Source organism: Paenirhodobacter enshiensis, assembly GCF_000740785.1.
GTDB lineage: Bacteria > Pseudomonadota > Alphaproteobacteria > Rhodobacterales > Rhodobacteraceae > Rhodobacter > Rhodobacter enshiensis.
This window is the reverse complement of record NZ_JFZB01000005.1, coordinates 448,452-466,805: the sequence shown is the minus strand read 5'-3', so window position 1 is coordinate 466,805 and position 18,354 is coordinate 448,452. Positions and strand designations below refer to the sequence as shown.

The 18,354-nt window shown below is 67.8% G+C and carries 17 protein-coding genes; 4 read left to right on the top strand and 13 right to left on the bottom strand.

The features are described from left to right. Positions 1 to 362 precede the first annotated feature (362 nt). On the top strand, positions 363 to 1,952 hold the full coding sequence (locus tag CG50_RS05075) for a DUF4139 domain-containing protein (RefSeq protein ID WP_036635807.1): 1,590 nt from the start codon (positions 363 to 365) through the stop codon (positions 1,950 to 1,952). Between the two features lie 216 nt (positions 1,953 to 2,168). Here the strand turns inward: CG50_RS05075 and CG50_RS05070 are convergent, their stop codons facing one another. Beyond that, positions 2,169 to 2,819 carry a carbonic anhydrase gene (locus tag CG50_RS05070; RefSeq protein WP_036635805.1) on the bottom strand — a complete coding sequence of 217 codons (651 nt, stop codon included), beginning with the start codon at positions 2,817 to 2,819 and terminating at the stop codon, positions 2,169 to 2,171. A gap of 237 nt (positions 2,820 to 3,056) precedes the next feature. Here CG50_RS05070 and CG50_RS05065 point away from each other — a divergent pair, with 237 nt between their 5' ends. After that, positions 3,057 to 4,460 carry a leucyl aminopeptidase family protein gene (locus CG50_RS05065; protein ID WP_051909515.1) on the top strand — a complete coding sequence of 468 codons (1,404 nt, stop codon included), beginning with the start codon at positions 3,057 to 3,059 and terminating at the stop codon, positions 4,458 to 4,460. Further along, on the top strand, positions 4,457 to 5,311 hold the full coding sequence (locus tag CG50_RS05060; RefSeq protein WP_036635803.1) for a C40 family peptidase: 855 nt from the start codon (positions 4,457 to 4,459) through the stop codon (positions 5,309 to 5,311). Before CG50_RS05065 ends, CG50_RS05060 begins: the two co-directional genes overlap by 4 nt. A 44-nt stretch (positions 5,312 to 5,355) precedes the next feature. On the opposite strand, the gene cls is transcribed toward CG50_RS05060, so the two are convergent. The 11 genes from cls to CG50_RS05005 all read right to left on the bottom strand — a co-directional run bounded on the left by cls (position 5,356) and on the right by CG50_RS05005 (position 16,074). Continuing rightward, complete coding sequence (gene cls, locus CG50_RS05055; RefSeq protein WP_051909512.1) at positions 5,356 to 6,792, bottom strand: cardiolipin synthase; 1,437 nt, start codon at positions 6,790 to 6,792, stop codon at positions 5,356 to 5,358. A 63-nt stretch (positions 6,793 to 6,855) separates the two neighbouring features. Beyond that, positions 6,856 to 7,188 (bottom strand): chaperone modulator CbpM, encoded by a 333-nt coding sequence (locus CG50_RS05050; protein ID WP_036635800.1) that lies wholly within the window; start codon positions 7,186 to 7,188, stop codon positions 6,856 to 6,858. Continuing rightward, positions 7,185 to 8,132 (bottom strand): DnaJ C-terminal domain-containing protein, encoded by a 948-nt coding sequence (locus CG50_RS05045; protein ID WP_036635797.1) that lies wholly within the window; start codon positions 8,130 to 8,132, stop codon positions 7,185 to 7,187. Before CG50_RS05045 ends, CG50_RS05050 begins: the two co-directional genes overlap by 4 nt. A gap of 132 nt (positions 8,133 to 8,264) precedes the next feature. Next, positions 8,265 to 9,683 (bottom strand): MATE family efflux transporter, encoded by a 1,419-nt coding sequence (locus tag CG50_RS05040; RefSeq protein WP_081880283.1) that lies wholly within the window; start codon positions 9,681 to 9,683, stop codon positions 8,265 to 8,267. A 28-nt stretch (positions 9,684 to 9,711) separates the two neighbouring features. Beyond that, a complete protein-coding gene (locus tag CG50_RS05035; protein ID WP_338048259.1) occupies positions 9,712 to 10,014 on the bottom strand; it encodes an H-type lectin domain-containing protein in 303 nt (100 codons plus the stop codon). A gap of 175 nt (positions 10,015 to 10,189) precedes the next feature. Further along, on the bottom strand, positions 10,190 to 10,591 hold the full coding sequence (locus tag CG50_RS05030) for a F0F1 ATP synthase subunit epsilon (RefSeq protein WP_036635794.1): 402 nt from the start codon (positions 10,589 to 10,591) through the stop codon (positions 10,190 to 10,192). Between the two features lie 10 nt (positions 10,592 to 10,601). Further along, positions 10,602 to 12,020 (bottom strand): F0F1 ATP synthase subunit beta, encoded by a 1,419-nt coding sequence (gene atpD, locus CG50_RS05025; protein ID WP_036635790.1) that lies wholly within the window; start codon positions 12,018 to 12,020, stop codon positions 10,602 to 10,604. 19 nt (positions 12,021 to 12,039) lie between these two features. Next, positions 12,040 to 12,915: a F0F1 ATP synthase subunit gamma gene (locus CG50_RS05020; protein WP_036635787.1), complete on the bottom strand. Its 876-nt coding sequence runs from the start codon at positions 12,913 to 12,915 to the stop codon at positions 12,040 to 12,042. 21 nt (positions 12,916 to 12,936) lie between these two features. Continuing rightward, a complete protein-coding gene (gene atpA, locus CG50_RS05015; RefSeq protein ID WP_036635784.1) occupies positions 12,937 to 14,466 on the bottom strand; it encodes a F0F1 ATP synthase subunit alpha in 1,530 nt (509 codons plus the stop codon). After that, positions 14,466 to 15,026: a F0F1 ATP synthase subunit delta gene (locus tag CG50_RS05010; protein ID WP_036635970.1), complete on the bottom strand. Its 561-nt coding sequence runs from the start codon at positions 15,024 to 15,026 to the stop codon at positions 14,466 to 14,468. The genes atpA and CG50_RS05010 overlap by 1 nt, the downstream gene beginning before the upstream one ends. 250 nt (positions 15,027 to 15,276) lie before the next feature. Next, positions 15,277 to 16,074: a class I SAM-dependent methyltransferase gene (locus CG50_RS05005; protein WP_051909510.1), complete on the bottom strand. Its 798-nt coding sequence runs from the start codon at positions 16,072 to 16,074 to the stop codon at positions 15,277 to 15,279. Positions 16,075 to 16,138: 64 nt separating this feature from the next. Here CG50_RS05005 and gloB point away from each other — a divergent pair, with 64 nt between their 5' ends. Continuing rightward, positions 16,139 to 16,909: a hydroxyacylglutathione hydrolase gene (gene gloB, locus CG50_RS05000; RefSeq protein WP_036635780.1), complete on the top strand. Its 771-nt coding sequence runs from the start codon at positions 16,139 to 16,141 to the stop codon at positions 16,907 to 16,909. Positions 16,910 to 16,912: 3 nt separating this feature from the next. Here the strand turns inward: gloB and CG50_RS04995 are convergent, their stop codons facing one another. Then, entirely contained in the window at positions 16,913 to 18,271 is a 1,359-nt protein-coding gene (locus tag CG50_RS04995) for a chloride channel protein (RefSeq protein ID WP_152559424.1), read from the bottom strand. Between the last annotated feature and the right edge of the window lie 83 nt (positions 18,272 to 18,354).

Sequence of the window (18,354 nt, the reverse complement as noted above, 5' to 3'; positions counted from 1 at the left end):
GCCCGGCAAGCGTCAGCCGGTCGTTCAGCTGCCGGTCGAGGCTGCGCATCTCGTAACGCCAGGTCAGCCCATAGCCTGCCAGCGCGCACAGCACGCTCGCCGCAAGTGCCACCCCCGTCACCAGATGTTGCCGCTGAACCACCCGTTTCCCCGATCCGCCCGCCCATCCCGGGCCGGCCGACCTTGCCCCGGAAGAGGCCCGCGCCGCAAGGGTCGGGGCGCGCAAGGCCGGAGTGCGCGCGGGCGGAGCGATCGCCCCGACCTGCGGGCGGCTTTTCGCCTCTCTCCCCCGCCGGGCCTTGCATCGTCGGGCGGTCCGTCCGACCCTTCCGTCAGTTCCACGGAATGCCAGAGAGGTTTCGATGCGTCTTCCCCTGATTTGCGCGCTGATGCTGTCGGCGGCACCCGCCGCGCTTATGGCCGCGCCCATCGAGCGCCCGGCGACTGTCACCGCCGTCACGCTGTTTGCGCAAGGCGCCCAGGTCACCCGCACGGTCGAAATCCCGGCCGGCGCCGGCACGGCCGAGTTTCTGATCCCCGGCTTGCCCGACGGCACCGATGCCGCGACGCTGCGGGTCTCGGGCGAAGGGGTGCAGATCGGCGCGGTAACGCTGATCGACGGGCGCGCGCCCTCTGCCGCGCCCACGGACAGCCCCGCCCTGATCGCGGCGCGCGACCGGGTGGCCCAGCTGACCGCGGCGCTCGCCGACAAGACCGATGCCGTCGCCGCGATCCGCGCCGAGGCACAGGCGGCGCGCGCCGAGGCGGCGTTCCTCGAAGGGGCCTCGACGCAGGGCACGCCGGCCACGGGGCTCGCGGATCTGGCGAAGACCGTCGGGCAAGGCGTGCTGGACGCCGAGCGCCGCGCCATCGCCGCCGAGGCCCGCGCACGCACGGCCGATGTGGCCCTGGAACCGGATCGGCAGGCGCTCGAACGGGCGAAACTCGATCTCGCGGCGCTCGAACATCCGGCGCGGGCCAGCGATTCGCTGCTGGTCGAGGCGTCGGGCAAGGGCCGGCTGACGATCACCACCTTCGTCGCCGATGCCGGCTGGTCGCCGGCCTATGATCTGCGCCTTGACGGGGCGGGCGGCAAGCTCGGGATCGAGCGCTTCGCGACGGTGCATCAGGCGTCGGGCGAGGACTGGCCGGAGGTGGCGCTGACCCTCTCGACCGCGCGCCCGGCCGAGCAGACGGCAGCCTCGGACCTGCCGGAGGAGCTTGTGCATTCGGGCCCGCCGATGCCTGCCGCGCCGGCCCCGATGGCGATGCGCAAGGCCGATGCGGTCATGCTGGCCGCCGCCTCCGAGGCCGACACCCTGACGCCGGAGCTGCAGGGCGAAACGCTGGTCTACCGCTACGGCGCGCCGGTGCGGATCCGCGACGGGGTGGAAGCGCTGCGGCTGAAACTCGATGCGCTGTCGGCGCCGGTGACCGAGGTCGCGCAGGCCGTGCCGCGCCTCGATTCCGTGGCCTATCGCCAGATCGAGGGCCGCAACGACGGCGAAGAGCCCCTGCTGCCGGGGCCGGCGAACCTGTTCGTCGGGGATGCGATGGTCGGCACCGCCGAGGTGCCGCTGGTCGCGGCGGGAGACAAGTTCTCCTTCGGCTTCGGAGCCATCGACGGTCTTCGGCTGAAGCGGATCGTGCCGCAGGCAAGCGAGGGCGACCGCGGCCTGATCGCGAAATCCAACGCGCGGGTCGAGATGGCGCAGATCTCGGTCGAGAACCTGACCGGGCGCAACTGGCCGGTGCGGCTGATCGACCGCGTTCCCTACTCGGAACAGGACGCGCTGAAAGTCAGCTGGAAGGCCGATCCCGCCCCCACCGAAACCGACTGGCACGACCGGCGCGGAGTGCTGGCCTGGAGCTTCGATCTGCCCGCCGGACAAAGCCGGCAGATCGCGCTGACCACCACCATCGGCTGGCCCGCGGGCGAGGTCCTGCAATAAGAGGCGAGCGCATCCCTCTGATCCGGTAGCAAATTCTTCGGCTACCGGATCGGACGCAAAGGATGCTCAAGATATCTTCCGGAAATCCGGAATATACAGGAATTCCGGGATATATCGCCCGGCCGCCCCCCAGCATGAGGCCTGGAATGAAAAGAGCCGGCCTGACGGCCGGCTCTTGTGCCCGGATGGCGCGGGAGGTCCCCCACGCGCGGGCGATCACACCACTTCGAATGCCCCCGTCGCGGGATTGAACTGTTCGAGGCTGCCCGCCCCGATGTCATGCCACAGCCCGTGCAGCGTCATGGTGCCGGCCTCGATGGCATCCTTGACGAAGGGAAAGGTCATCAGATTCGCCAGGCTGGTCACGACGCCCTGCTTTTCCAGCGCCTCGATCTGCTTGTCCTCGGGCAGGTCCTTGACCGCCTCATAGGCCGGGCGCAGCAGGTCGAGCCAGGTGCCGACGAAGGACGTCTTTTCCTCCAGCTCCGGCGCGTGGCCGGTGCACATCTCGTGGCAGCCATGCACGCCGCCACATTGCGAATGGCCCAGAACGATCAGATGCGCCACCTTGAGCGAGGTCACCGCATATTCCACCGCGGCCGACGTGCCGTGGTGATCGCCGTCGGGCGTATAGGGCGGCACCAGGTTCGCGATGTTGCGATGGCTGAAGAACTCGCCGGAATCCGCGCCGAAGATCGAGCTGACATGCACCCGCGAATCGCAGCAGGCGATGATCATCGCGCGGGGGCGCTGGCCCTCGTCGGCAAGCCGGCGATACCAGCCCTTGTTCTCGGTGTAGGTCGTGGCCTGCCAGCCATGGAAGCGGCTCACAAGATATGACGGCAGAGGGCGAACGTGATCGCGCATCTCTTCTGGTCCTCCTAGATTGCGGGGAAACTGATAGGCCGACTAAGCTGTTTGTGCGAGCAATTTTTGCATGTCGTTGCGTTAGGTGATTCCGATATGCACCTTTTGCAAGCCCAGACGCCCCTTGCGGGTCGCGCCCGGCGCGCTAGGCTATGGGCGAACGGGTGCCCTCCCGCTGGTCCGGGCATCTGCAGATCCGCCCGGCGCAAGCCGGACCCGTTGCCGTCCGGAGGCCCCATGACTCTTCCCTTCCTCGATCACCCCGGGCTGCGCTTCGCCGATCCGGGCACCGTCAGCTTGCCGCTGCACGTGCTGGCCGAAGGCGATCCGCTGCCCGAAACGCTCAGCCCGGCGCAGCGCACCTTCGCCGGCACGCAGGGATTCACCGCCGCCCCCGGAACGGTGCTGCTTCTCGCCGATGAAACCGGCAAGCTGACAGGGGCTCTGGCTGGCTACGGGTCCGCCCCTCAGCGCGCCCGGCTGCGTTTCCCGCTGGCCGGGGCGGCGGCAAGGCTGCCGGAAGGCGTCTGGTCATTGCAAACCGACCTGCCCGCAGAGGTGCTGTCAAACGAATGCCTGGGCTGGCTGCTCGAATCCTACCGCTTCGACCGCTATGCCACGGCCGCCGCCCCGAAGGCGCGGCTGATCTGCCCCGCAGGCGTCGACCGCGCCCGGATCGAGGCGATGGCCGAAGGCGAGGCGATCACCCGCGACCTCATCAACACCCCGGCGAATGACCTCGGCCCCGATGAGCTGGAGACCGCCGTGCGCGACATCGGTGCGCGCCACGGCGCAAGTGTCACCGCGGTCATCGGCGACGAACTTCTGGCGCAGGGCTTTCCGCTGATCCATGCCGTCGGCCGCGCCAGCCCCCGCGCGCCACGCCTGATCGAGCTCAGGTGGGGCGCCGAAGGCCCGGATCTGACCCTCGTCGGCAAGGGCGTGTGCTTTGACACCGGCGGTCTGAACCTGAAGCCCGGCGCCTCGATGGGGCTGATGAAAAAGGATATGGGCGGCGCCGCGACACAGCTCGGGCTCGCGCATATGATCATGGCGCTCGGCCTGCCGCTGCGGCTGCGGCTGCTGATCCCGGCGGTCGAGAACGCCGTCGCAGGCGAGGCCTTCCGCCCGGGCGACATCTTCACCTCGCGCAAGGGGCTGAGCGTCGAGATCAACAACACCGATGCCGAGGGGCGTCTGGTGCTGGCCGATGCGCTGGCCGCGGCAGACGAGGAATCGCCCGATCTGATCCTGTGCATGGCGACGCTGACCGGCGCGGCGCGGGTGGCCCTCGGCCCCGACGTGCCGCCGTTCTACACCGATGAGGAGGGGCTCGCCGCCGCGCTCGCCCGTGGCGCCGCGACCGCAGCCGATCCGCTGTGGCGGATGCCGTTCTGGGCCCCTTACGAGGCCCTGATCGAACCCGGCATCGCCGATCTCGACAATGCGCCCTCGGGCGGCATGGCGGGCTCGATCACCGCGGCGCTGTTCTTGCGCCGCTTCGTGACCGAGACCCCGGCCTTCGCCCATTTCGACATCTACGGCTGGCGCCCGGCGGCGCAGCCCGGAACGCCGAAGGGCGGCTTCGGCCAGGCCGCGCGCGCCGTGCTCAGCGCTCTGCCGGAGGTTCTCGGACTATGACCGACCGCCGCCTGACCCCCTTCTCCGGCCGCATCGCGCTCGACACCCTGCGCGGCTCGGTCGCGGCAGAGGCCTTCGTGCCCGGCACCCCCGCCCGCATCGGCATTCCGGTCACCGACCTATGCCCCGCCCCCGGCGCCTTGCGCGACCGTCAGCTGATCTTCGGCGCCGAGGTCACCCGGATCGACAGCCGTGACGGCTGGTCCTTCGTTCAGGCCATGGTCGACGGCTATTGCGGCTGGGTGTCCGAGGGCGCGCTGTCAGCCCCCGCCCCCGCTACGCATGTGATCTCGGTCCCCGCGACCCATGTCTACCGCGAGGCCTCGATCAAGCGCGGCGAAGTGGCGCGCCTCAGCCTCGGCGCCCGGTTGAGCGTGCTCGAAACCGACGCGAAATTCGCCCGCACCGCCGAGGGCTGGATCCCACGTCAGCACGTCCGACCGCTCGACCGCCCGGCGATCGACCCGGCTTCGGTGGCGGAACTGCTGCTCGGCACTCCTTACCTGTGGGGCGGCAATTCGCGCGATGGGATCGACTGTTCCGGTCTCGTGCAGCTCGCGCTGAGGATGTGTGCGATTCCGGCCCCGGGCGACACCGACTTGCAGCGCGAGGCCTTCGGCGACTTCCTCCCCGAGGGGACCGAACCCCGCCGCGGCGACCTGTTCTTCTGGGACGGCCATGTCGCGATGGCCTGCAATGCCCGCACCCTGATCCATGCGAACGGCCACACGATGAGTACCGCCTACGAGGACATCCGCGCCTGCCTCACCCGCATCGCCGCCTCGGGCGAGGGCCGGTTCCACGGGATCAAACGCCCCTCTTTCGATTCGCCCCAAATATCCCGGGGGTGAGGGCGAAGCCCGAGGGGGCAGCGCCCCCTTCCCTCCCCTGCCCGCTAAAGCAGCGGCGCAAACAGCCGCGCCACCGGCGCCGCCACACGAAGTGCCAGCGGCGCCGCAGCCAAGGGGCGATCATAGACCTCGGTGCGGGCGAAATCCGCCTCGAGCATCGCTGCGACCTCGATGGCGAATTCCGGATCCGCGAAGATCGCCGATACCTCGAAGTTGAGCCGGCTGGACCGGCTGTCGAGGTTGTGACTGCCGATCGCGGATACCGCGTCGTCGACCAGAACCACCTTCTGGTGCATGAACCCCTCGGAGTAACGGTAGATCTTCACGCCGGAATCGCGCATCGCCTCGACGAAGGCGAACCCCGCCAGCCACACCAGCCAGTGATCGCGCCGCCCCGCCATCAGGATCCGCACATCGACGCCGCGCTCTGCCGCCAGCCGCAGCGCCTGCATCAGTCCGGTATCGGGCGTGAAATAAGGCGAGGCGATCCACACCCGGGACCGCGCCGCGGTGATCGCGTGCAGGAAGAACAGTCCCCCCGTCTCGGCCCGGTCCGACGGCCCCGAGGCCAGCACCAGCCCCGGCACATTCCCCCGCGTTTCGTTCCGCCACTCGAGCGCCAGAACCTCTCCCGTCGCCCAGTGCCAGTCCTCGGCGAAATGGAGCTGGAGCGGGCCGACCAGCGGCCCCTCGATCCGCACCATCGTGTCGCGCCAGCTGCCAAGGCGCGGATTGCGGCCGATATATTCGTCGCCGATGTTGTAACCGCCGGTGAAGGCGACCTCTCCGTCGACGATCGCGATCTTGCGATGATTGCGGAAATTCACCCGCGTCAGTGCAAGGCGGCGCTCTGGATGGCGGGCATGGAAGTTGACGACCTCGATGCCGCCCGCGCGCATCCGCGCAAGGTAATCGTTGTGCAGCCCATAACTGCCGAACGGATCATAGAGGACACAGACCCTCACCCCCTCGCGCGACTTCTGCAACACCAGCTCCTGCAGCGCGCGTCCGAGACCGTCGTCACGCAGGATATAGGTCTCGATCAGCACGTAACGGCGCGCCGCACGGATCGCCGCAAACAGGCTTTCGAACACTGTGCGGCCGTCGGCCATCAGCCGCAGCGCATTGCCCGGCATGGCCCGGTCGCCGGCGAGCGCCTCGAATCCATGCAGGATGCGCGCGGCCTCGGGATCGAGGTCAAGCGCCCGCGCGCCGGGGCCCGAGGCCACCTCGTGCATCCGCGCGGTGATTTCCGACAACCGCCGGTCTCGCAGCGTGCGCGGATAGCGAAAATCGCCGAACATCAGATAGGCCGGCACGCTGACATAGGGGATGACCAGCAGGAACACCGCCCAGCCGACCGCACCTTGCGGCGTGCGCGCGGTGCGCACCGCACGAAAGGCGAAAACCGCCGCCGTCGCGTGAAACGCCAGAAGCCCGAGCGAAATCAGCACCGGCCAGCTGAACCAGCCCGACGTCACCCGCGTTGCCCTCCGCCGCGACGGGAGGCCTTTCTGTAGCCGCGGGGACGGACGGACACCCGCTCAGCCCTCGGCAGGGGCGGAGGCATCCAGCCGCGCGATCAACCGGGCGCGCAGCTCGGGCATCTCGCCAAGGGCGCTGTCCACTACCCGCATCCGCCGGCGAAGCCCGATGACCTCGTCGATCAGGTTCAGAATCAGCGGCACCGCGGCGTCGTTGACCTCCAGATCCTCCGTCAGCTCGACGATCAGGCGCAGGCGGGCCAGGTCGGTCTCGTCGAACCCGGTCGCCTCGTCCGAAGTCAGAGGATGCACCCAGTCCTGTGCCAGGCACAGCGTCAGCCGTTCTTCGGTCAGCCGGTCGATCCGGGCCAGGATCTCGGTTTCGGTCATCATCTCCGGTTTCCTTTCCAGCCGGCCCGCGGGTCATAGGAATGCTGGGCACGCCAGGCACGCAGGGCCTCGGTCAGCGAGGGATCCTCGTGTTCGGGCAGCGCGATGCGCAGCGTGACCAGAAGATCGCCCGGCTTGCCCGCCCGCTGCACGCCCTTGCCGCGCAGCCGCATCACCTTGCCCGAAGACGTGTTGGCCGGCACCTTCAGCCGCACCCTTCCGCCCGGCACCGGCACCTCGACCGAACCGCCCAGCACCGCTTCGTCGACCGAAATCGGAAAATCGAGGAGCACATCGTCCGCCTCGCGGGTGAACACCGGATCCTCGGCGACCGAGACGGTGACGAACGCATCCCCCGCCGGGCCGCCGTTCACTCCCGCACCGCCCTTGCCGGCCAGCCGCAGGGTCTGGCCGTCGGCGATGCCGGCGGGAATGCGCAGCTCGATCCGGCCGGAGCCGGGCAGCGTCACCTGCTTCACCGCCCCCAGAACCGCGTCCATGAACCCGACCTCGAGGTGGAACTGAACGTCCTGACCGCGCATCTTCATGTTCCCGAAGGGCGACCCCTGCGCCCCCGCCCCCGCGCCCTGCCGCTGGCGGAACGCACGCGAGAACAGATCGCCGAGATCGTCGAACCCGCCCTCGAACTCGTAACGCCCCGAGGGGTCGGTCTCGGCGTAGGAACGGTAGGACCCCTGTGGGGCACGCTCCTGCCCCTCGGCGTCGATCTCGCCGGCGTCGTAGCGGCGGCGCTTTTCCGGGTCGCGCAACAGGTCATAGGCTTCATTCACCGCCTTGAAGCGTTCGGATTTCTTCGCATCGCCCCCGGTCAGATCGGGGTGCAGCTCGCGTGCAAGCTTGCGATAGGCCTTCTTGATGTCGGCATCGGTGGCCGTCTTCGACACACCGAGCACCTGATAAAGATCTTTCGGATCGCCCTGTGCCATGGTCTTCCTTGCGTAAACCGTTCCGGGGGGCGCAACCTTCTGCGCCTGCCGGAATTTCCTCCAATATGGGGAAGGCCGGACGGACGGGCAATGGGGCAGCGCAACAATCGCCGTCGGGTCACGCGTCCGGCCTCAGCGGCGCCCGGCTTCGGGGACGGGGACCTCGGGGGCAGGGACCTCGGGCGGCACCACCAGAGGCGGCGCCCTGCGCCAGCCGCCATGCAGGTAGATCGCACTGGCCATGATCAGCGTCGCCACCATCGCGGCCGGAAAACTCAGCCACAGCGCATCTGTCCCCAGCCAGTCGCGCAACCCAAGCGCCACACCGAGCCGCACCGGATACATCGACACGATCAGCACCATCAGCGGCAGCACCACCTGCCCGTTCGCCCGGATCGTGCCAAACAGAACCATCGAGATCCCGAAGGCGATGAACCCCCAGGTCGACAGCCGGGTGATATGCTGGCCGGTGGCGATGGCCGGGCTGTCCGCGCCCAGAAACAGCGCCATCGCGCTGCGGTCAGCCCAGAACAGCGCCGCGACCAGAAGCCCGGTCATTGCGATGTTGAACACCACGCCCCACAGGGTGATGCGCCCGACCCGGCCCCACAGTCCCGCGCCGATGTTCTGCGCCGCCATCGCGCTGACCGCCCCGCCAAACGCCATCGCCGGCATCTGCACATAGGTCCAAAGCTGCTGCGTGGCCCCGAAGGCGGCCGTCACCTCAACCCCTTCGCGGTTCACCAGCGTCAGCATCGTCAACATCGAGGAGGAGACGACGATCATCTGCACCCCCATCGGCAGCCCCTTCACCGCGAGGATTCGCAGCACCCCGAGGCGGGGCCGCAACAGGGCGAGTTCCGCTCCGCGCAGCCGCAACGGCAGGTCGCGGCGATAGATCTCGATCACCATAGCGATCAGCGCGATATAATTCGCGATCGCCGTCGCCAGCGCCGAACCCGCGATACCGAGCCGCGGCGCCGACCCGAGTCCGAGGATGAGCACCGGATTGAGCGCAATGTCCAGAACCACCGCCAGCACCATGAAAACCAGCGGCGTCACGGCATCGCCCGCGCCACGCAGCGCCATCATCATCAGCGTCAGCGTCAGGATTGCCGGCATCGCGAGAAAGGTGACCCGCAGGTAATCGCGCGCGAGCGGCACGGCCTCGGGCGCGGTGCCCAGCAGGCTCAGCAGATGCGGCGCCGCGAACCAGCCCGCCACCGCTACCGCCAGCGACAGCGGCACGAACGTGCCAAGCGCCGTCCCCGCGGTCTCGCGCGCGCCGTGGATGTCGCCACGGCCGAAAGACTGGCCGATCAGGATCGTCGCCGCCATGCCGAAGCCGAACACGAAAGCGGTCAGCAAGAACATCACCAGATTGCCGTTGGTCGTGGCCGCCAGCGCGCGCTCGCCCAGAAGCCGGCCGATCCACACCGCATCGATCGATCCGTTCGCCGACTGCAGGATCGATGACCCCAGTGTCGGCAGGGCGAACATCAGCAGCACAGGCGCAATCGGCCCCGCGGTCAGTCTGGTCCTCGGTGCCATCTTGCCTCCGGCTGGCAGAAGAGAAGAGCTATTCTATCTCCCAGTCCTCATCGTTGGAACAGGGCCCGATCGCCAGCCAGTCCGCGCGCACCCGCGCCACGCGGGTATCGCCCCAGGTGCGGAACACGATCTCGAAGCCCGCATCGGTTACGGTCTCCGCACTGATGTCCATGCGCGGGTTGTGCTGGTGGTCGATGTCCCACATCGACAACGACACCATCACCGAGGGTGCCTCGCGGAATACCTCGGAAAAGACGACGGTGCGGCTCATCTGGCGCGGGCCCTCGCCCGTCCACATCGCCCCGCCGACCTGATAATCTGAAAACAGCACGAGCGAGCCCTGCTGAATCCCAACCGCGTATGAAGAAATTCTGCGCAATATGAACTCCGACACTCAGTGTATCAGTGGTAAGTGCGGCCCGGACCGCACTCAAGACAAGAATGCGAAAGGCCCCGGGGCCAATATGCGCCCCGGGGCCTTCGCTGTCATACCACCGAAAGGTGACTCAGGCGTTCATATGCGTGCCGAAGGCTTCCATGTCAGCCAGAACCTTGGTCGCCGCGTCGACGACATCGGGCTTGGCTTCCTCAAGCGCCTTGCGGGCCTCCTCGATGTAGCGTTCGACCAGTTCGGTCGTCAGCTCATCGCGGGGCACGCCGCGTTCGGCCAGCAGGCTGACGCCCTCGGGCGCGATCTCTGCGAAACCGCCGGTGACGCCGAACTGGGTTTCGGCACCGTCGGCAGCGACGACCGTGACAAATCCGGGACGGATCGTCGTGATCAGGGGCGCATGGCCCGGCATCACCGTCAGGTCGCCTTCGCTGCCCGGCAGGCGCACCTCGCGCACCGGAACGGAAGACAGCTTCCGCTCCGGGGTCACGAGATCGAACTGCATCGTATCGGCCATGAGGACCCCCTTACGCCGCAGCGGCGAGCTTGGCGGCCTTCGCCTTCACGTCTTCGATGCCGCCGACCATGTAGAACGCCGCTTCCGGCAGGTGGTCGTATTCGCCGGCCACGACCGCCTTGAACGAGGCGATGGTATCCGCGAGCGGAACCTGCACACCGTCCGAACCGGTGAAGACCTTCGCAACGTCGAAGGGCTGCGACAGGAACTTCTGGATCTTGCGGGCGCGGGCCACGGTCAGCTTGTCCTCTTCGGACAGCTCGTCCATGCCCAGGATCGCGATGATGTCCTGAAGCGCCTTGTAACGCTGCAGGATCGCCTGCACGTCACGGGCAACCTTGTAGTGCTCGTCGCCGATGATCTTCGGGTCCATCAGACGCGAGGTCGAGTCGAGCGGGTCGACGGCCGGGTAGATACCCAGTTCCGAGATCGCACGCGACAGGGTGGTCGTCGCATCGAGGTGGGCGAAGGTCGCGGCCGGAGCCGGGTCGGTGAGGTCGTCGGCCGGGACGTAGATGGCCTGCACCGAGGTGATCGAGCCGGTCTTCGTCGAGGTGATGCGTTCCTGCAGCGCGCCCATGTCGGTCGCCAGCGTCGGCTGATAGCCCACGGCCGACGGGATACGGCCGAGCAGAGCCGACACTTCCGAACCCGCCTGGGTGAAGCGGAAGATGTTGTCCACGAAGAACAGCACGTCCGAACCCGAGGTATCGCGGAACTGCTCGGCGATGGTCAGGCCGGTCAGCGCGATACGGGCACGGGCCCCCGGAGGCTCGTTCATCTGGCCGTAGACCAGAGCCACCTTCGACTCCTCGAGCTTTTCGAGGTTGATGACGCCCGATTCGATCATTTCGCCGTAGAGGTCGTTGCCCTCACGGGTCCGCTCGCCAACACCGGCGAACACGGAGTAACCCGAGTGCACCTTCGCGATGTTGTTGATCAGTTCCATGATCAGAACGGTCTTGCCCACGCCGGCGCCGCCGAACAGGCCGATCTTGCCGCCCTTGGCGTAGGGTGCCAGCAGGTCGATGACCTTGATGCCGGTGACGAGGATCTGCGATTCCGTCGACTGGTCCTCGAACGAGGGGGCCGGCTGATGGATGGAGCGAACCTCGGTGCGGTCGACCGGGCCCTTTTCGTCAACCGGCTCGCCGATGACGTTCAGGATGCGGCCGAGCGTCGCCGGGCCCACCGGAACGGTGATCGGCGCGCCGGTGTCGACGACTTCCTGACCGCGGACCAGGCCCTCGGTCGCGTCCATCGCGATGGTGCGAACGGTGTTCTCGCCAAGATGCTGGGCGACTTCGAGCACCAGCTTCTTGCCGTTGTTGGAGGTCTCGAGGGCGTTCAGAATCGCCGGCAGCGCGTCTTCGAACTGAACGTCGACGACGGCGCCGATGATCTGGGTCACCTTGCCTTTGCTTGCCATGTGTTTGTCTCCGGTTCCGTCAGAGCGCCTCGGCGCCCGAAATGATTTCGATGAGCTCTTTGGTGATCGCCGCCTGACGCGAGCGGTTGTACTCGACCGTCAGCCTGTTGATCATGTCGCCCGCGTTGCGCGTGGCGTTGTCCATCGCAGTCATCTGTGCGCCAAAGAACGAGGCGTTGTTTTCCAGAAGCGCCGTGAAGATCGCCGTGGCGACGCCGCGCGGCAGAAGGTCCGCAAGGATCGTCTTCTCGTCCGGTTCGTATTCGAAGAAGGCGGCGGGGCCGGTGGCCTCGGTCTCCTCGAACGTCGCCGGGATGATCTGGCGCGCCGTCGGCTTCTGGCTCATCACGTTCTCGAAACGCGAGAACACGATGGTGGCAACGTCGAACTCGTGCTTCTCGAAGCGGGTCAGAAGGTCCTGCGCGATCGACTGCGCATTGACGTAACCCGGCTTGCGCATCGCCGTCAGGTCGATGTGGCCGATGAAGTGAGCGCCGAGATCGCGCTTCAGCGCGTCACGGCCCTTCTTGCCGACGGTCAGGATCTTCACCGTCTTGCCAGCCGCCAGCAGCTCGTTCGCACGGGTGCGGGCAAGCTTGGCGATGTTGGCGTTGAAGCCGCCGCACAGGCCGCGCTCCGCCGTCATCACGACGAGGAGGTGGACCTGATCGGACCCCGTGCCGGTCAGCAGCACCGGGGCGCCGACCTGGCCGCCAACAGAGGCGGCAAGGCTCGACATCACGGCGGTCATCCGCTCGGCATAGGGACGCGAGGCTTCGGCAGCCTCTTCGGCGCGGCGGAACTTGGCCGCCGCGACCATCTGCATGGCCTTGGTGATCTTGCGAGTGTTCTTGACACTCGCAATCCGGTTCTTGAGGGCTTTAAGGCTGGGCATGTCCCTGTCCTTTCAGGCCGATCAAGCGAAGGTCTTGGCGAATTCTTCGATCGCGGACTTCAGCTTGGTTTCAGCATCACCCTTGATCTTCGGATCTTCGCTGGTGAGCCAGTCGAGCACATCCTTGCGCGAGCTGCGCAGGTAGGCCAGCAGGCCCGCTTCCCAACGACCGACTTCCTTCTGCGGAACCGCATCGAGGAAGCCCTTCGTGCCGGCGTAGATGACGGCGACGATTTCGGCGTTGGTCAGCGGCGCGTATTGCGGCTGCTTCATCAGTTCGGTCAGGCGCGCACCGCGGTTCAGCAGCTTCTGCGTGGCGGCATCGAGATCCGAGCCGAACTGCGCGAAAGCAGCCATTTCACGATACTGAGCGAGTTCGAGCTTCACCGGACCGGCAACCGACTTCATCGAGTTGGTCTGGGCGGCAGAGCCGACGCGCGACACCGAGAGGCCGGTGTTCACGGCCGGGCGGATGCCCTGGTAGAACAGTTCGGTCTCGAGGAAGATCTGACCGTCGGTGATCGAGATCACGTTGGTCGGGATGTAGGCACCGACGTCGCCGGCCTGCGTCTCGATTATCGGCAGCGAGGTCAGCGAGCCGAGACCGAATTCCTCGGACAGCTTCGCCGAACGCTCCAGCAGACGCGAATGCAGGTAGAACACGTCGCCCGGGAAGGCTTCACGCCCCGGCGGACGGCGCAGCAGCAGCGACATCTGACGGTAAGCCACGGCCTGCTTGGTCAAATCATCGTAGATGATCAGCGCGTGCATGCCGTTGTCGCGGAAGTATTCCGCCATCGCGGTGGCCGCGTAGGGGGCCAGATACTGCATCGGCGCCGGGTCCGAAGCCGTCGCGGCGATGATGGTGGTGTATTCCATCGCGCCGGTTTCTTCGAGCTTCTTCATCAGCTGCGCGACGGTCGAGCGCTTCTGCCCGATCGCGACGTAGAAGCAGTGCAGCTTGTTCGCCGGGTTGGCGTCGTTGTACGACTTCTGGTTCAGGATGGCGTCGAGCGCGATCGCGGTCTTGCCGGTCTGACGGTCGCCGATGATCAGCTCGCGCTGGCCACGGCCGATCGGGATCATCGCGTCGACCGACTTCAGGCCGGTCGCCATCGGCTCATGCACCGACTTGCGGGCGATGATGCCGGGGGCCTTCACATCGGCGCGGCGGCGCTCGATGAATTCGATCGGGCCCTTGCCGTCGAGCGGGTTGCCGAGCGCGTCGACCACGCGGCCGATCAGCTTCGGGCCGACCGGAACGTCCACGATGGCGTTCGTGCGCTTGACGATGTCGCCTTCCTTGATGTCGCGGTCGGTGCCGAAGATCACGATACCGACGTTGTCGACTTCGAGGTTCAGCGCCATGCCGCGGATCCCGTTCGGGAACTCGACCATTTCGCCGGCCTGAACGTTGTCGAGGCCGTAGACGCGGGCGATGCCGTCACCGACGGACAGCACGCGGCCGACTTCGGCAACCTGGGCATCCTGCCCGAAGTTCTTGATCTGCTCCTTGAGGATCGCAGATATCTCTGCTGCCTGGATGCCCATTATCCAACCTCTTTCATGGCGTTCTGGAGGGAGGCGAGTTTCGCGCGGACCGACGTGTCGATCATGCGCGAACCGAGCCTGACAATCATGCCACCGATGAGGCTGTCATCGATGGCGACATTGAGTTTCACCGTCTTGCCGGTGCTGGCCGACAGCGCGGCGGCGAGTTCGGCCGACTGCGCGTCGCTCAGCGCGGCGGCGGAAACGACTTCGGCGGTCTCGATCCCCTTCGCCTCGGCGATCAGGGCGGAAAGCGCCTTGAGCAGCTGCGGCAGGATGAAGAGACGCCGCTTCTCGGCGATCAGCGCGAGGCCGTTCGTCACCGGAACCGACAGATGCATCGCACGCGACACCGCGGCGATGGCAGAAGCCTGTTCGCCCCGGCCGTACAGCGGCGAGGCGACCATCTCGCGCAGCTCGGCCGAAGAGGCCAGCGCCGCCGAGAGAGCATCGACATCCACTTCCAGCGCGGGAAGCAGACCGAGCTCTTTGGCAAGGTCGAAGATGGCCGTCGCATAGCGCCCGGCGATGGCTGCGGAAATCGAAGCTGGTTCGGACACGTCCACCCTTCCGATGTTCTTGCATCGACGCCGGTCCCGCTCAGACCGGGGTCGGCGCCCCAGATCAGCCGCGGACCGATGGCCCACGCACTGCATTCGCGTTGCGTTTAGCAGAGCGCCCCCCCCCTCGCAACCCGCTTGGACAAGGGAATGTGATCGCGATGCCGGTTTGACGGGACGAAACCGCGGGCTACGCGCGCCCTCCGGTTTCGCGAGCGCTAACATGCGCCGGAAATGCGACAAAATGACGCTACCGGCCCGGGCCGGCCGGTTTCGGCTCGGCGGGCGATTCCCTCCCCAAGCGGCCGGCGACGGGCGCGGGCGTGCCTTCGAGCACCGAGAGCGGCCGGCGCACCGCCGCCCCCAGCCCGGTCCGGCGCGGCGTCTGCAACTGTTTCGACAGTTCCAGCAGAATCACACCCGCCGACAACACCCCCGAGATCCGCCCGCCGAGCTTTTCCCACATCGCCGCCGAGCCGAGCCAGAACCGCCGCGGCGAGGGCGGGATGAACAGCGCGGCGGCGTGCCGTTCCGGAGAGAACCCGGCGCGCCGCGCCTCGATGTCCAGCTGGCCGAGGGAATAGGGCCGTCCGCTGCCGAAGGGCGTGGTCTCGCGCGGTGCCCACAGGCCGGAGCGGTTCGGCACGATCAGCATCGCCCGCCCGCCGGGGCCGAGCACACGCCAGCATTCGGCGAGCAGCGCATCGGGCCGGTCCGAAACTTCGAGAGCATGGAGCAGCACGATCCGGTCGGCGATGCCTGTCTCCAGCGGCCAGCGGGTCTCGTCGCACAGCACCGAGACATTGGGCTGCGCCGCGGGCCAGGGCATCACGCCCTGCTCGGCCGGCATCAGCCCGATCACCCGGCGCGCGGGCTCCAGATAGGGGCGCAGCAAGGGCGCCGCGAAACCGAAGCCGACCACGGTCTGACCGGTGACCTCAGCCGCCGGCCACAGCCCGGTCAGCCGGTCGCGCACCGCGCGCTGCGCCGCCCGGCCAAGCTGCGTGCGATAATAGAAGTTGCGCAGATCGACCACATCGAGGTGCATTGCGCGAAACGCCTCCCTGGGCAAAAACTGACGCGAAGCATAAGCAAAAGGAGCGCGCAGCGCCATGACCAACACCACCCCCGTCATCTGGCTGGCCGTTCCCTGCCTGCAGGACAACTATTCCTGGGTCGTCCATGCGAAGGACGAGACCATCGTCTTCGACGTGCCCGAGGCCGCCCCGGTCGCCGCGGCGCTGGCCGAACGCGGCTGGCACGCCGATCACATCGTGCTGACCCACCACCACGCCGATCACATCCAGGGCGTTGCGGCGCTGGCCGGTCCCGCGACGCGGATCTGGGGCAACAAGGCCGATGCCGCGCGACTGCCGCCGCTGACCGATCCGCTGTGGCCGGGCGCCACGGTCACGCTTGCCGGGCTGCGGATCGAGGTTCTCGACGCGCCGGGCCATACGCTTGGCCATGTTGCCTATCACCTGCCCGAGGCGGGCCTCGCGATCACCGGCGACAGCCTGATGAGCTGGGGCTGCGGGCGCCTGTTCGAGGGCACGCCCGCGCAGATGTTCGACACGCTGACCCGGATCGCGGCGCTGCCGGCGGACACGCTGATCTGCTCGGGCCACGAATATACCGAGGCGAACGGCCGCTTCGCGCTGTCGCTGGAGCCCGATCACCCGGCGCTGCGCGCGCGAATGGCCGATGTGCAGGCCCTGCGCGCCGAGGGGCGGCCGACGCTGCCGGTGCCGCTGTCGCTCGAACGCGCGACGAACCCGTTCCTGCGTTCGGCCGATCCGCTGCTTCAGGCCGCGCTCGGGCTGGCGGAGGCGGATCCGCTGGCGGTGTTCACCGAGGCGCGGGCCCGCAAGGACCGGTTCTGAGGATCAACCCCGGCGCGCGGCGGCCTCGGCCTGAGCCTGCTGCGCGGCCCGGTGCAGCCGCAGCGCATCGGCGACGAAGAACCGCGCCTGGGTGGCGTAAAGCGGCTCGGACGAGATCAGCCGCGCCAGCGCGAAACCGATCATCGCCGCGACCATCACCGGGCCGATGATCATGTGATTGCCGGTCATCTCGACGATGATGACGATGGTGGTCAGCGGCGACTGGGTGACGCCGGCGAAATAGCCCGCCATCCCCAGCACCGCGGCCAGCGCCACCGACCCGCCGAAGATCTGCGCGATACCCGCCCCGAGCCCCGCCCCCACCGACAGCGAGGGCGCGAACAGCCCGCCCGGTATCCCCGACAGCGTCGAGGCGAGCGTCGCCACGAACTTGCCCGCGAAGAAGCCAGCGTCAGGCGCCGTCCCCTCGATGGCGAGGCGCGCCTGAGTGTAGCCCGTGCCCCAGGTCGACCCGCCCGCGAGCACTCCCGAGACCGCGACGATCAGCCCGGCGACCCCCGCCACGATCAGGATCTTGCGCACGGGGACAGGATCGCGCCAGCGCCGCAGCCGCCGCGTCACCGCCAGCACGATCTTGGTGAAGGTGGCGCCGGCCAGCCCGCCGACCAGTCCGCACAGCACGACGAGCCAGGCGTCATGAATCCCGGCCGAAGCCAGCGATACGCCGAAATAGGTGTAATTCCCGAGGATCATCAGCGACGACAGACCGCCCAGGATCACCGTCAGCAGGACCACCCCGTTGGTGCGCGCCTGAAACGAGCGCCCCATTTCCTCGATGGCGAAGACGATGCCGGCGATGGGCGTGTTGAACGCCGCGGCGATACCGGCGGCAGAGCCCGCCAGGATCAGCCCGCGCATCGTCGCGAGGTCCGCCACCTTCCCCGCCGCCATCATGATCGAGGCACCGATCTGCACCGTCGGCCCCTCGCGCCCGATCGAGGCGCCGCAAAACAGCCCCGCCACAGTCAGCACGATCTTCCCGACCACGATGCGGATCGACAGATAATTGCCCCGTCCCGGCAGCTCGCGCAGCGCCCGCGCCGCCATCGCCTGCGGGATCCCCGAGCCCTGCGAGCCCGGAACGAAGCGAAACGCCGCCCAGGCACAAAGCATGAAGCCCACAGGCGTCACGATCAGCGGCAGGAACCGGCGCCATCCGCCCTCGGTCAACCGCTCGAAGCTCTCCTGCGCGAAATCCGCCATCAGCGCGAACCCGGCCGAGACCACCCCGATCGCCACCGCCGCCAGCCAGAACGCCGCCTGCGCCCGCAGCTGCCTGGGCGAGACCATCGCCTTCGAGCGCCGCAGCACCGCCATGCGCGAAAACCTGAAATCCGACATCGTTCCGTCCGCGGCCCTTGAGATCGTTCTCCCCCGCCCCTAAGTCCACTTCCCTCCGGAACGCAAGGCGACAGGGCCGCCCT

Bases quoted from the DNA above. Each gene is read 5' to 3' on its own strand.
- CG50_RS05075 (WP_036635807.1), top strand. From the start codon at position 363: ATGCGTCTTCCCCTGATTTGCGCGCTGATGCTGTCGGCGGCACCCGCC.
- CG50_RS05070 (WP_036635805.1), bottom strand. From the start codon at position 2,819: ATGCGCGATCACGTTCGCCCTCTGCCGTCATATCTTGTGAGCCGCTTC.
- CG50_RS05065 (WP_051909515.1), top strand. From the start codon at position 3,057: ATGACTCTTCCCTTCCTCGATCACCCCGGGCTGCGCTTCGCCGATCCG.
- CG50_RS05060 (WP_036635803.1), top strand. From the start codon at position 4,457: ATGACCGACCGCCGCCTGACCCCCTTCTCCGGCCGCATCGCGCTCGAC.
- CG50_RS05050 (WP_036635800.1), bottom strand. From the start codon at position 7,188: ATGATGACCGAAACCGAGATCCTGGCCCGGATCGACCGGCTGACCGAA.
- CG50_RS05045 (WP_036635797.1), bottom strand. From the start codon at position 8,132: ATGGCACAGGGCGATCCGAAAGATCTTTATCAGGTGCTCGGTGTGTCG.
- CG50_RS05040 (WP_081880283.1), bottom strand. From the start codon at position 9,683: ATGGCACCGAGGACCAGACTGACCGCGGGGCCGATTGCGCCTGTGCTG.
- CG50_RS05030 (WP_036635794.1), bottom strand. From the start codon at position 10,591: ATGGCCGATACGATGCAGTTCGATCTCGTGACCCCGGAGCGGAAGCTG.
- atpD (WP_036635790.1), bottom strand. From the start codon at position 12,020: ATGGCAAGCAAAGGCAAGGTGACCCAGATCATCGGCGCCGTCGTCGAC.
- CG50_RS05020 (WP_036635787.1), bottom strand. From the start codon at position 12,915: ATGCCCAGCCTTAAAGCCCTCAAGAACCGGATTGCGAGTGTCAAGAAC.
- atpA (WP_036635784.1), bottom strand. From the start codon at position 14,466: ATGGGCATCCAGGCAGCAGAGATATCTGCGATCCTCAAGGAGCAGATC.
- CG50_RS05005 (WP_051909510.1), bottom strand. From the start codon at position 16,074: ATGCACCTCGATGTGGTCGATCTGCGCAACTTCTATTATCGCACGCAG.
- gloB (WP_036635780.1), top strand. From the start codon at position 16,139: ATGACCAACACCACCCCCGTCATCTGGCTGGCCGTTCCCTGCCTGCAG.
- CG50_RS04995 (WP_152559424.1), bottom strand. From the start codon at position 18,271: ATGTCGGATTTCAGGTTTTCGCGCATGGCGGTGCTGCGGCGCTCGAAG.